Origin of the sequence: Clostridium sp. MB05 (genome assembly GCF_046581255.1) — a bacterium.
Classification (GTDB): Bacteria; Bacillota; Clostridia; order Clostridiales; family Clostridiaceae; genus Clostridium.
The window spans coordinates 996,406-1,010,313 of record NZ_CP174370.1; the positions used below are offsets into that span (position 1 = coordinate 996,406).

The window sequence follows — 13,908 nt, forward strand, 5'->3', positions numbered from 1 at the left end:
TAAAAATAAGAAAAAGATGAGGCTGTATCATATCGGATGAGTCATTCAGTATGATGCAGTCTTATTTTAGGTTAAAGTAAAAAGTATGGCTATAAATATACAAAAATTATTATAAAATACAAATATTGATAAAATATTACAAATATATTAAAATTATAACGTAAATAATAATATTTGGAGGGGGATAAATGGCTAAGGTAAAGAAAATAATGTCTTTAATTGTTACATATATATTTGTAATTACAATGACTTTATCCGATTTGGACTGTAAGGTATTAGCAACTACATTAAATGATGAGAATTTAGAACTAAAAGCAATTAGTGGACAAGTAGTTGTAAAGGTGAAGAATTTAAATGATACAAGTTATAAAGACATAATAGAAAAGTATCAAGGCAAAGAAATAGAATCTTATGATAATTATTTATTAATAGAATTAGATGATTCTGAAATAAAGGATTTTAAAGAGGAAATAAAATTAAATCAAAATGTAGAGCTTGTAGAAGATAATGCTGGTGGTGAAAAACTGACAGTATCTTTAGAAGAATTAGTAAGGAAACAAGATTATATATCTAATACAAGTTCTGTGGATGCACTTGGAGAGGTTACTGATACAACTCAATATAAAACTGCAGCACAAGGTATTTCAAGCAATACATTAAAAATAAGTGTAAAGGCTCCAAATGGAGATAATGTAATTTCAGGTAAACTTATAATAACTAGCGGATCTGGAAGTGATACCATGGAAATACCAATTGTAGAAGGAATTACTTATATTGATAAAAGGTCTTTAGTACAAGGGAATAATTTTAGTGTTTTTGGTAAAACAAGCAAGGATGAATATGTCCTTTATGGTGATATAAAAATAGATAATTCAACTGTGGAAATTAAAGGAACATCATTAAATAAGACTAAATTTAATATTTCTATACCCAATAATAAAGAATTCAGATTAAATTTTAAAATATTAAAAAAGAAAAGTGGAATAGAATATTATGATATGGATATGGCCATTGAAGATTATGTTGGAAATTCTTCAATTAATAGTTTTCTTGAAAAATATAACAATAAAAATATTTATATTGATGGAAGCGAGTTTTTAATTGAAGCTTATTGTACTGACTACAATAACTCTAATAAACGTATGTTAGCACAAGTCGTTAATAATAAAACAACTAATATAAACTTGGATTATAATAATGTTTCTCAAATTTTACTAGAAAATCATGAAGGTCATAAAGTGGATTACATTAAATTAGGTAGTAGTTGGGCTACATTAAAAGTAGATAATTCAGATTATATAAGTAAAAATGTATTTGATAATTATAATTTTCAGGTAGTGAATAATAACTCTAAAGATTATGAAAGGTATAATTATGTAAAGAAGCTATCAAGTCCAATTAATACAGATAGTTATGCTATTAAATATGGAGAACCGTTAAGGTTAGTAGCTGAAACATCAGATAGTCTATTATTTACTCAGAATATGAAAATTACTGCTAATGTATATTTATATGATAAGTATGAAAATTTAGTAGATTCTAATCTTATTAATGATAAATACATTAATAAGATAGTTGGTGGAAAGAAAAAAGAGCAAAGTAAGATATATACTAACAGAGGTAATGGATATTATATAGTAAATAATTTTTTATATGAATGTGGTAAGAATGTAGATGTATTTTATAGTCTAGATTTTAATGGAAGAATAATTGAATCTAATACTATTAAATATACTTTTGATGAATCAAAATATAAAATTATTCCAGCGAAAGATCCGTTGGGACAACCGTTGGTTAGTGGTGGTGTTGGTAGATATAAAATAATTGATGGCTATTTTTACATGAGCAATGATGAAATTAATAATTCATCCCGTAAGTATGATATTAAAGGATTTAATGCTAATGGAGATAGGGTTATATATGAAGATTATTCCTTAAATAAAGATACTAAGGAAATAATGGATAGTTCTCTTGCTGGATATACAGTTAATTTAGATAAAAATAGCTTTAAAAATATAAATACTATGAAATTTATCTTGATGGAGAAAAGTAATTCATATTACGGTTCAAATACAGATAGCTTCGAAAAAGATTTTGATGAAATAAAACCATCCTTCAAGTACTTTGTAAAGGCAGATAACTACGACTTAGTTATTGAATCAAACAACTCAGATACGATATATCTTACTTCAAGCAAAATAGGAAAAGGTAATATAGTATCTAATATAGCTAATAATGCAAAAGTTAATGTGAAAATTAAGTCATCTAAATATCCTGTAGATGAACTATATTATTCATTAAAGAGTAATTCATATGGACTTAATTCACTTGATGTTAATAAAAATATTTTTTTAGCGCCAAATACTTTTTATATAAATAGAGCATCAATTCATAAGGAATATGATAATGGTACTGAAAGTGAAGAAATAAAAATTAAGGATTCATTCATCAGTAATGAAGGTAAAAGAATTATGATAGGAAGTGAAAGAACATATAATGTTAAATTAAATGACCTATTATATTTAAATGAGAATAATACTTTAATTAAAAGTGATAGCTTTAATGATGAATATGGAAATAAATTAAGTGGAGCAATTAATTATACAATTAGATATAAAGGAAATAATTATGATAGTGGAGAAATTAATAATATAAATTCATTGCCAAGTAGTATTAAAGAGGGCGTCTACACTGTAGAATTAACTATTAATAAAGATAGTAATAATCCAATTAAAATAACTCAAAATAATATAAAAGTCATATCAAGAGATAAGATTATATATCAGACTAGTGTAAATGTGGCTTCATATAAGTTATATAAAGGAAGTAAAGAAGTCGATGCTAGCTTCAATAATAGTATTGGTCCAGTTATATTACAAAATCCTAATATTATTGATGGAGAGGATTATAGATATAATTATTTTGAAGTTTCAGGTTATACACAAGGTAGGAGGGAAGTAGTAGAAATAGAAGATAATAGTGAGACTGCATATGTTAAAGAAGGAAAGCTACATGTTAATAGTATTTATAATGACGAAGTATCTTGGTATAAGATAACTAATGCTAAAAGAGTATCCGTTTATGGAAAGCAAGGATTGAAAGTAGAAAATATTCTTGCAGAGGATTCAGAAGTTGAATTAAGGCTACTTAAAGGACAAGCTTACACAATAGAGGCATTAATAGAAGATAATTCAGGAATATATTTAGTAAGTAAAAACTTTATTGCTGAGAAGACAGGTTATGAGTATAAGCTTATTGATTTTGATAAATCATCATTAAAGAAGGTAACAATTGAAAGTAGTGCAAAAGGGAAATTAGCTACACATATTTTAACCTTATCATATGTAAATGGGAAGAAATTTGAATTAAACGAGATTTCGGATATATCAAAAGGGTTATACTTACCAAGTGGTTCTTATGAAATTACTATGGATTTAGTTAATTACGCTTTAGGTATTTCAAAGTATAAAAAGAATATTGTAGTAGGTTCTAGTAATGTTATAATTCCTATAGGGAAAAATTTATCTTATGAAATTAACTCAGATAAAAGTGAGTATAATATCAATGAAGAGGTTAGAGGAGTAATAAATAACTTTAAAGACAATGATGCAATAAAATCATATTTGGTGGACAATAATCTTAGTAATATTAAGATAGATTTAATGCATGGAGATTCAGTTGTGACTTCTTTTGGAAATACAATACCTAAATCATTAAAAGGAGATTGCATAATTAGAATAAGTGGAGTAAGTGATTCATTAGGAAAAATTGTTTCTAAAAATATTCCTATAGTTATAAATAATAATGAGGATATATTAGTTGGAGATATAAATCTAGATGGATATGTAGACTTATTTGACTTAATATATATTTCAAAAGATATAGATAAGGAAAAGGGAGTAGATAGCTCTTTTGATCCAAGAGTAAATTTAGATAATAGTAATAATAAAATCGATATAGCAGACTTAGCAAAGGCAGCAATGAACTATAGTAAGTAGAGCAAATATATTATTAAGTTAGAGAAATAAATATAAAAAGAGTTAAATAGACTGCTGATAATATTTTAATTAATAAAAAGTAATGGTAATTGGTTACCATTACTTTTTATTATTAATGGCATTTTTTACTAAAAGTATTTATAAAAAAGAATATAAATAGTACATAATTAATTTATATTATTATATTTAATTATAAAAATAGTCTAAAGATTTAATGGAAATTTAAGATAATAATAATAATAAGTTTTTATACGAGGTCATAGTAAAACAGATTTTAATAAATATGGAGAAATTAATATAGTTTATTTATTTGATATTGTATACGTATCTAAGAATATTAAATAAGTATAAGTATTGATTTTCGAAATAATATTTAAAAACTATATGATAATTAAAAGGGGAAATGTCATGAAAAAAATAATTAGGGTATTAAATTTAGTTTTTATTTTAATTTTGGGTAGTAGTATCCATAAGGTTAATGCAGAGGTAATAAATAATAATGAAGCCTCTATGGATCTAAAGCAATATTATGAGTATAATGACAAAAGTAGATTAGAAAACAAGATAGCAAATGTTTCAGAAACAGAATTATTGATGGAGGGCAGAGTATATAATGATACAAATACACTAGACAGTAATACGTTAAGCTATTCAGAAATTAAGAAATTGATAAAAGATAGGGTATATAAATCTTTAGTAAATATTGAAAGTACTATTGATATATCTGATTTGTGTACAAACATATATTATGATGATGCACAAGATATATTTTCAGCTTATTTTGATGCTATATATGAAAATCCAAATATTTTTTATGCACCCAATAAAGTAGGAATGAGCTACGCTTATGATAGGAATACTAAAAAGTTAATTAAATGTAACTTGAATGTTTCTTATCAGTACAGTAACTCAGAAATATTAGAAATGACGAATGCGTTTAATAATAAGGTTAATTATATACTAGAAGAATATTTAAGTAATACTAATGATAAGTTAGCTCTTGAATATATAATAAATGATTACTTATTAGATAATACTACTTATGATTATGATAATTATTTAAAGGATACGATACCAGATATTTCGCATACTGCTTATGGAGCTTTAATAAATGGTGTAGCTGTTTGTGATGGATATGCAAAAGCAGTAAAGGTATTAGCAAACATTTTGGGTATAGAGAGTGGTATAGTTACTAGTTCTGAAATGAATCATGCTTGGAATTATATTAATATAAATGGTAAGTACTATAATCTTGATGTTACTTTTAACGATCCAGTTCCAGAAAGTAACGAGAGAATATATACTTATTTTAATAAATCAAATGATGAAATGAGTACAAGCCATACTTGGAATAAAAGTCAATATCCAGAATGCAGTGATGAAAGTTTTAAATTCTTAAGAAATTTTAATCCTAATGACATATCTAGAATTAACGATAGAATTTATTATGTATCATCTAATAGAAGTGGTATTTATTCTATAGATTTATTAGGAAAAGATAATAGGATAGAGCTTCAGGGGTTATATCCTAGGTATATGGTTAGCTATAACAATACATTAAATTTTTTAGAGGGATATAAAGTAAAAAGTTACAACATTAAGAGTAAAGAATTTAAAACATTATTTGAACTAAATTATAATGTAAGTGGACTATACATAACAGATAATATTTTGAATATAAATCCATATGATACAGATTCATATAATATTGAAAGGATTTCTTTAAAAATAAATGAAGACTTTAATAATGATAGTGTTGTAGATATAGAAGATTTAAGCAATGTATCATTAAAATATGGATTATCGAAGGGTGATACTAATTGGAGAGATAAGTATGACTTAAATCTAGATAATATTATAGATATTTTTGATTTAACTATGTTAGCAAAGAAATTATAATAGAATTTTTAGTAAAATGATATAAATAATATATCTTAAAATTAAAACATCTGAAATTCCAGAAATGGGGTGGCAGATGTTTTATTTTTATAATTTTTTTAAATTTATAAAATAATTTTCTCAAAAACTTAAAATATAAGATATTTATTAGTTGAAGGATAAAATAATTATTTTAAAGGGGATAGGGTTTATGCAATATTCATTTTTAGGGTTTTCAGTTAAAAAGATTATGGAGTTTGATTTAGATGTTAAAGATTTAGCTATACTTAGATATTTTGATGATTTTAGAGATAGTGGAAGGATGAATTATGAAGTTATTGAAGGTGAAAAGTATTATTGGGTTAGTTATCAAAGTTTTGCAAAGGAAATGCCTTACTTAGGATTAGAAAAGAGGTCAATTATGGCTAGGATGTTAAAACTAAGAGATTTAGAGATATTAGATCATTATACTAAAAAAGAAGGAGGAACTTTTTCTTACTTTAAGCTTGGTAAAAGATTTTATGAACTTTTTGATGATAATAATATGCAAAATAATGCCCATGGTGTCTTTAAAAATGATGATACTGTTCATAAATTAGAGAAGGAAAAGCCTTGTGATGATGAGGTTATCTATAAAAATGATAAAAGGCTATCTACAGAAAATGATAAGGGGTGTACATCAAAATGTTCATCAAAGACTAATCTATTAAATAATTCATCTACTATAGATACTAATATATATAAATATATAGAAGAAGTTAAAGAAATAATTGCATATTTAAATTCAAAGGTTGGAACTAATTATAAAGAAAGTAACAAAGCTACTATTATGTTAATTAAGAATAAGCTCAAGGAAGGCTATAATATTGATGATTTTAAGACTGTTATTGATAAAAAGGTGAAGACTTGGAAAAATAATAAGTTTGAGCAATATTTAAATCCACAAACTTTATTTGGAGATAAGTTTGAAATATATTTAAATCAAAATATTATTAAAGAAGAGAAAAAGAATAGGGACTACGAAGATTATAGATCCCATAAGAAATTAAGATTTAATAATTTTATAGGAAGAGATTATGATTATGACATTTTAGAAAAGCAGCTTTTAGGGTGGGCATGATTAAAATTTATAATTAATAGCATGGTCTTAGGGGAGGCGCGTTTCGCGACATCCCCTAGGGCCAAATTGATTGATATTTGCATTAATAAAAGTTGTATAGTAAAATTAAGTTTAATTATTAAAATTAAACAATAGAATGTAATTACTATCTGGTGATATTACTAGGTAGTAAGAAAATTATGATTAAATCAGTCTAATAGGGAGAGATATTTATGTCTAAAAGAAATAATAAAAGAAAAATGTCAAAAAATAAAAAGGTAGTTCTATGGACATTAGGAGTTGTGTTATTCCTTTTATTAGGATTAATTGGTGGGGGATATTGGTATGCTAATAACATGCTAAATAAAGTTGAAAAGGTAGAGATTAACACATCTTCAGAAGAACTTGGAATTAAGCCAGAAGTAGAAGAAAAATCTAAGGAAATTAGAAATATAGCTTTATTTGGTATTGATGCACCAGAAGGTGATGTTGGTAGATCTGACTCTATTATGATTTTAACTTTAGATAGTGTACATAATAAATTAAAGTTAACTTCTATTATGAGAGATTCTTATGTTAATATTCCAGGACGTGGTCTTGATAAAATAAATCATGCATATGCCTTTGGTGGTCCAGAACTAGCTGTTAGAACTTTAAATGAAAATTTTGATTTAAATATAAAGGAATTTATGGCAGTTGATTTTACTTCACTTCCAACAATTATAGACAAGCTTGGAGGAGTTACTATTAACATAATACCAGAAGAAATATCTCATATACCAGGTATAACTTCAGCTGGAAATCAAGTGTTAAATGGCAAACAAGCTTTAGCATATTCAAGAATTAGATATGCTAGTGGTGGAGATTATAAGAGAACAGAAAGACAAAGAACTGTTGTAGATGCAATATTTAATAAATTAAAAGATACTACTTTAACAGAGTATCCAGCTCTTGTTAGTGAGTTTTTACCTTTCGTAAAAACTAATATGTCACCAAATGAGATATTAACTTTAGGAAAAGATTTTAGTGGATTAATATCAGGTGGACTAGCACAAGAGAGATTCCCAAGAGATAATCAGGGGGAAGGTCAAATGATAGATGGAGTATATTATTTAACCTTTGATAGAGATTTAGTAAGAAGTAGTGTGCATAACTATATATTTGAAGACAAGTAAGATTTCTTATTATTTTTGGACTTCGAGGTAACATTTTAAGCTGAGCTGGAGTCTAATTAATCTCCAAAGAAAAACAAGTATCAAATATTTTTAAAGGGGCTACCGTTTCAGTAGTCCCTTATTTTTATGAAAAAATTTATATAATTTTTAAAAACCTCTCATATCTGCATATATAGATAATGAGGAGGTGATAAATATGGCAGCAAGTTCAGTATTAGTAGGAAACAATTTAGCAGTAAGATACCAAGTAGGTGTTAATGCTAAGGGGAAAGATGTTTTTAAGGAACAAAGCTTTAAAAACATATCAGCTACTGCAACAGATGAGGAGCTAGTATTATTATCTGATGGTATAGAAAAACTTTTAGATTTTAATATTGGTACAATCAAAAAAGAGCAAACCTTTGTAATAACTAGAGGATAGTAGATTAATAGGAGTTATTACAAATAATAAAGAAAGGGGGAAGGGGAATGATTCAAAGAACTGCTACTATGGCATTTAAAGATGTTTCAGGAAAGAAGCTTAACCTAATAGTTAGAGATGTTAAGCAAGATGTTCAAGATGCAGATATTTCGGCGCTTATGGATGCTGTTATAGCTAAAAAGCTTATAAAAACAGAAGCAGGAGATATTGCTGAAAAATTTGCTGCACAGGTAGTTACTAAAGAAACAATTAAAGTTACACTTTAATTCACAAAGTAAAACAAGTTCATTAATATTTAATGGGGATAAAGTTAAATAAGGTTATATTTACTAAGGATCTAAAAGGGGGTCGCGAAACGCGACCCCCTTTTATAATTATAGCGAGGTTACTAAAAACTACTTGTAAGGTTCCATACTTTTTTAGATGTGAAAGATATAAGAATGATTATATATATGTAAACGTCTAGAATAGAAAAAATAAATCTGATTCTGAAACTTTGTTAATAATTTATCCATGTTATACTATGAGACGTAGGATAAAGTTGAAGGAGAGGGAAATATGAAAAAATGTCTTATGAAGTTTTTGTCTCTATTTGCTGTAATGACCCTTTTATTTGCTAGTGTTGGGTGTTCAGGTAAATCAGGTGTTAAATTTACACCAGGAGTATATACAGGAACTGCCGATGGTAAAAATGGTCCTGTTACAGTTGAAGTAGAGTTTACAAATACAGAAATTAAAAGTGTTAAAGTAGTTAGTCATTCAGAAACAGAAACTATTGCTGAAGCGGCAATTAACCAGTTACCAGAAAAAATTGTTTCAAATCAAAGTATAGGTGTTGATGCTATTTCTGGTGCTACATTAATGAGTGAGGCTATACTAAAAGCTGTTGAAGATTGTACTGTACAAGCTAATGGTGATGTTGAAAAATTAAAGCAAGTTAAAGATACAGCTTCTAAAAAAGAAAATGAAGAAGTTAGTACTGATGTAGTTGTAATAGGTGCTGGTGCGGCTGGAACAGCAGCGGCTCTTTCAGCTGTGGATAATGGGGCAAAAGTTACTTTACTTGAGAAAACAGCAACACCTATGGGGGCTGGAACACTTGCAGGTGGTATGTTTGCTGCTGATTCAAAAGAGCAAAAGGAGAAAAATGCTACTGTAAGTAAAGAATGGCTATATAACGAATATCTTAAAGCTTCTGATGGATTTATGAACTCATTATTAGTTCGTAAAATAATTGATGAATCAGGTCCTACTGTAGACTGGTTACAAGAAAATGGCTGTGAGTTAAATCTTGTTGATGCTGGAACAGGTGGAGGATATGAACATATAGGAAAGCCTGCTACATTACATGGATATAAAGAAGGTGGAACAGTAGCTATAAATAAATTAATAGAATCATTTAAATCTAAAGGTGGAGATGTTAGGTTTGGTACACCAGCAAATGAATTAATTAAGGATTCTGATGGAAAAGTTACTGGAGTTAAGGCTACTAAACCAGATGGATCAACTTTAAATGTTAATGCTAAAGCTGTTATAATAGCAACAGGTGGTTTTGGTGGAAACGATGAGATGTTAAAGGAATATATTGGTGATAGTTACACTAAAGGTGAAATTGCTCAAAATACAGGTGATGGAATCAAAATGGCTTGGGATGCAGGCGCTGATAAGTATGGAACAGATGTAGCACAATATTTCTGGGAGAAGTTTACAGATGAAGAAAATGCTAAACTTGCTGAGGCAATAGGTGATGCTTCATATATATTACCAAACCTTAGTAAATTTCCTAACTTAAGAGTAAATAAATTAGGACAACGTTTCTCAGATGAAACAAAAGCAACATTATATTCAATTCATGGTGCAGAAATTAGTGCACAACCAGAACAAACAGAATATGTAATTATTGACTCAAATATGTTAGATAAAGTTAAAGTATCAGGTACTGCAGCTATTGAAGAACAATTTGGTAAATGGAAAGATAATCCACAATCTTTTATGGAGTTTAATGAGCCAAATGATACAGCTATGTTTTTAGAAGAAGAGCATACTCCGGTAGATTATGCTGCACTTTTAGATAAAGCATTAGGTACTGGTGCTGTATTTAAATCAGATACATTAGAAGGTCTTGCTAAGGAAATGGGTGTAGATGAATCAAAATTTGTAGCATCAGTTAAGCAATATAATGATTCTATAAAAAATGGAAAAGATGAATTATTCTTCTCAAATCCATCTAGATTTATATCAGTAGATAAAGCACCATATTATGCGGTTAAGTTCTCAGCAAGAAACTTAGGCACTTTAGGTGGAATTAGTATAAATGAAAATATAGAAGTAGTTAATAAAAAAGGAATGCCTATAGATGGATTATATGCAGCTGGTGCTGATGCAGGAGGAATGTATGGTAAAGCATATGTTGATTTTGAAGGTGCAACTTTAGGATTTGCATATACATCAGGTAGAATCGCAGGAATTAATGCTGCAAAATATGTTAAGAGTAACTAGTTTTTAATAGAATTAATAATTATTAAGAGATACGGGTCATCTATAGCCAAGCTAGAGATGACCTGTTTTTAAATCTTTGGGAAAGTATAAAAGTTTAAGATCGTGAAAATGTGATTATATAATGCTTTTATTACCTTCAGTTTGTAAGTGGACATATGTAAGTTTACGTTGACTTGGAGCGAAAGCGACGGAATAAGTAAATTTACATATGTCCATTCTTAAATGGCATAAAACTTCATTTAAGGCATAAATTGTGTTATCATAATAGAGGCTACTAAAGGATTTTAAGGGGATGATTTTATGCTAGAGTTAGGAGCTATAATAGATTGTTATAATACCTATGATCAAGGGGATATATATTTTGAGGTTTCTAAATCTATTTTAGAAAATTATAATAATCTTGATATGTCAAATTTACAATCTTGCGCAGATTCTCTACATATTTCAGTTTCAACATTAAATAGATTCATAAGACAAATGTATTATAGTAATTTTTCAGACTTTAGAAATTATATGAGTATGTCTGAGGAAAATTATTATTATGATGGCAAATATTTTCCGGGAGTAAATGAAAAAATTGTTACTCCTATTGAATATGGACGAATTTTATGTGATGAAATAACAGAGGTTATGAGTGTGTTAGATCAAAATAGAATTGAGTCTTTAGTATCGATGATTAAAGATAGTAAAGAGGTTATATTTATCGGGATTCAACTTACTTCAGAGGTATGGCGTCTACAAAGAGAATTGATTTTTATGGGTAAAAGGACAAGTGCTTTTTTAGATCCTAATTATCAAGTTTCTGAAGTAGATAAGGTAGGAGCTGATTCACTTGTAATTTGCTTGCAATATAATCGACAACAAGATAATCATAATGAAAGATTAATTAAAAAAGCAAAGAGCAAAGGGGCCAAAACGGCGTATATTGGAAACATAAAATTTAGAAGTATAGAACAAAATAGTGATATATCAATTGTTTATAAAGGAACAAATACAAATATTGATACTAATATGATGCATATGATATTGAATTATATAGGTAATTATTTAAGAAATATTATTTTAACAAGATAAAAAATATCTAAAAGGACCTAACGAAACGTTAGGTCCTTTTAGGATTTATAGTAAGTCCATAATAAGCCACCTGAGGACTAATTAATGGAGGTTACATAGTAACTTCTTTTTGTCCTGATACTTTAAAGAAGATTAATAGGGATATAACGGTAACTATCAGTAGTATAGTTGCAAGTGCTGCTGCAACACCGTAGTTTCCTCTAATAACTTCAGTATATATGGCTATTGTCATTGTTTTAGTCTTTGCAGTATAAAGAATAATTGATGTACTAAGTTCAGTTATAATTGTAATCCAACTAAGGATTGCCCCGGAAATTACACCAGGTAACATAAGTGGTAGTGTAATTTTACTAAAGGTTTTTACGTTAGAGGCACCAAGGCTTATAGCTGCTTCTTCTGTATTTGTACCAATTTGATGTATTATAGCTGCACTAGATCTTATAGTGTATGGCAGTCTTCTAATTGCAAAGGCCAGTATCATTATAAAGGCCGTTCCACTTAAAAGTAATGGTTTTTTGTTAAAGGCAACTAATAATGAAATACCTAAAATTGAACCAGGAACTATATAAGGGAACATTGTAATAATATCTAATAAGTTTGTCATAACGTTACGTCTTCTAATAGTTACGTATGCTATTATTACAGCTAATATAATTATAATTATTAATGCTATTATAGCTAGTGAAAAAGTATTTTTTATTGAACCACCAACTTTAGTAAAGGCATTTTTATAACTATTTAATGAATAACCTTCTTTAAATAATCTACCAGATGTATTTAGGAAGGAAGTATATATAACTGTTATTTGAGGTAGTAAAGCTAATAAAGTGAATATATAAACGTAAGCATGTGATAATATATTTCTAATTCCAGTTACTTTTTTAGCTTTTATTGGTCTAAGAGCGCTCATAGTAAATGACTTTTTATTTGATATATATTTTTGCATTAAAAATACTGCTGTTGCAAAAACAATTACTATAACACTTATGGCAGCTGCAAAGCCATCATCGCCACCCATTTCACTTATAAATTCGTTAAAGATTAAAACAGGAACTGTTTGATAACCTTCACCTATAAGCATTGGAGTACCAAAATCAGCTAAAGCTCTCATAAATACAAGTAGTGCCCCAGCTAAAATTGTTGGCATAATTAAAGGCATAAGAACCTTTAGCATTTTTTTAATTCCAGTACAGCCCATACTTTCAGCTGCTTCTAGAAGTGAGTTGTCCACCTTCTTTAATGCACCTGATACATACATATATACAAGTGGAGTAAGCTGAAGTGTTAAAACTAAAAGTATTCCAGCAAATCCATATATATCAGGAGTAGGAAGATGAAGTGTGTTTTTTAGAAAGTTTGTTAATGCACCATTTCTTCCAAGTAATAATATCCATGAATAAGCACCTATAAAAGGGGCTTGCATTGATGATATAAGAATTAATATTTGAATAAGTCCCTTACCTTTAATTTTTACAGTAGTCATTATATAAGCAAGAGGGGTAGCAACTAGTACACATAAGAATGTAACGCTAATTGTAACCTTTAAACTGTTAAATAACGCACTGTAGTAATAAGGTTTACTAAAGAACTTTTGAAAATATCCTAATGAAAATCCATGTGTATTTCCATCAACAAAACTCTTTGCAAGCAATGAGAATAAAGGGAAAATTAAAAATATTACATAAAATATAAAGATTAAACCTGTTAAAGATGTCCAAATATCTAAATTTTTATTTGATTTATTTAATTTCATAAAATCACCTA

At 27.9% G+C, this 13,908-nt stretch carries 9 protein-coding genes; 8 read left to right on the top strand and 1 reads right to left on the bottom strand.

Annotation, left to right across the window (positions count from 1 at the left end; all coding sequences use genetic code 11):
• Positions 1-188 precede the first annotated feature (188 nt).
• The 8 genes from ACH36K_RS04800 to ACH36K_RS04835 all read left to right on the top strand — a co-directional run bounded on the left by ACH36K_RS04800 (position 189) and on the right by ACH36K_RS04835 (position 12,144).
• On the top strand, positions 189-3,998 hold the full coding sequence (locus ACH36K_RS04800; RefSeq protein WP_411169820.1) for a hypothetical protein: 3,810 nt from the start codon (positions 189-191) through the stop codon (positions 3,996-3,998).
• A 408-nt stretch (positions 3,999-4,406) separates the two neighbouring features.
• The gene (locus tag ACH36K_RS04805; RefSeq protein WP_411169821.1) at positions 4,407-5,897 is read left to right on the top strand and encodes a transglutaminase domain-containing protein; all 1,491 of its coding nucleotides are present in this window, start codon (positions 4,407-4,409) and stop codon (positions 5,895-5,897) included.
• A 190-nt stretch (positions 5,898-6,087) separates the two neighbouring features.
• Positions 6,088-6,996 carry a conserved phage C-terminal domain-containing protein gene (locus tag ACH36K_RS04810; RefSeq protein WP_411169822.1) on the top strand — a complete coding sequence of 303 codons (909 nt, stop codon included), beginning with the start codon at positions 6,088-6,090 and terminating at the stop codon, positions 6,994-6,996.
• 212 nt (positions 6,997-7,208) lie between these two features.
• Positions 7,209-8,150, top strand: coding sequence for an LCP family protein (locus tag ACH36K_RS04815; RefSeq protein ID WP_411169823.1), 942 nt, complete (start codon positions 7,209-7,211; stop codon positions 8,148-8,150).
• Between the two features lie 196 nt (positions 8,151-8,346).
• Entirely contained in the window at positions 8,347-8,571 is a 225-nt protein-coding gene (locus ACH36K_RS04820) for a DUF1659 domain-containing protein (protein ID WP_411169824.1), read from the top strand.
• A gap of 47 nt (positions 8,572-8,618) precedes the next feature.
• Positions 8,619-8,837 carry a DUF2922 domain-containing protein gene (locus ACH36K_RS04825; protein ID WP_411169825.1) on the top strand — a complete coding sequence of 73 codons (219 nt, stop codon included), beginning with the start codon at positions 8,619-8,621 and terminating at the stop codon, positions 8,835-8,837.
• Positions 8,838-9,129: 292 nt separating this feature from the next.
• Positions 9,130-11,070: an FAD-dependent oxidoreductase gene (locus ACH36K_RS04830; RefSeq protein WP_411169826.1), complete on the top strand. Its 1,941-nt coding sequence runs from the start codon at positions 9,130-9,132 to the stop codon at positions 11,068-11,070.
• 300 nt (positions 11,071-11,370) lie between these two features.
• Entirely contained in the window at positions 11,371-12,144 is a 774-nt protein-coding gene (locus tag ACH36K_RS04835; protein WP_411169827.1) for a MurR/RpiR family transcriptional regulator, read from the top strand.
• 91 nt (positions 12,145-12,235) lie between these two features.
• On the opposite strand, the gene ACH36K_RS04840 is transcribed toward ACH36K_RS04835, so the two are convergent.
• Complete coding sequence (locus ACH36K_RS04840) at positions 12,236-13,897, bottom strand: ABC transporter permease (RefSeq protein ID WP_411169828.1); 1,662 nt, start codon at positions 13,895-13,897, stop codon at positions 12,236-12,238.
• Positions 13,898-13,908 lie beyond the last annotated feature (11 nt).

Excerpts from the sequence above, each read along its gene's own strand:
- ACH36K_RS04800 (WP_411169820.1), top strand. The coding sequence starts at position 189 with ATGGCTAAGGTAAAGAAAATAATGTCTTTAATTGTTACATATATATTT.
- ACH36K_RS04805 (WP_411169821.1), top strand. The coding sequence starts at position 4,407 with ATGAAAAAAATAATTAGGGTATTAAATTTAGTTTTTATTTTAATTTTG.
- ACH36K_RS04810 (WP_411169822.1), top strand. The coding sequence starts at position 6,088 with ATGCAATATTCATTTTTAGGGTTTTCAGTTAAAAAGATTATGGAGTTT.
- ACH36K_RS04815 (WP_411169823.1), top strand. The coding sequence starts at position 7,209 with ATGTCTAAAAGAAATAATAAAAGAAAAATGTCAAAAAATAAAAAGGTA.
- ACH36K_RS04820 (WP_411169824.1), top strand. The coding sequence starts at position 8,347 with ATGGCAGCAAGTTCAGTATTAGTAGGAAACAATTTAGCAGTAAGATAC.
- ACH36K_RS04825 (WP_411169825.1), top strand. The coding sequence starts at position 8,619 with ATGATTCAAAGAACTGCTACTATGGCATTTAAAGATGTTTCAGGAAAG.
- ACH36K_RS04830 (WP_411169826.1), top strand. The coding sequence starts at position 9,130 with ATGAAAAAATGTCTTATGAAGTTTTTGTCTCTATTTGCTGTAATGACC.
- ACH36K_RS04835 (WP_411169827.1), top strand. The coding sequence starts at position 11,371 with ATGCTAGAGTTAGGAGCTATAATAGATTGTTATAATACCTATGATCAA.
- ACH36K_RS04840 (WP_411169828.1), bottom strand. The coding sequence starts at position 13,897 with ATGAAATTAAATAAATCAAATAAAAATTTAGATATTTGGACATCTTTA.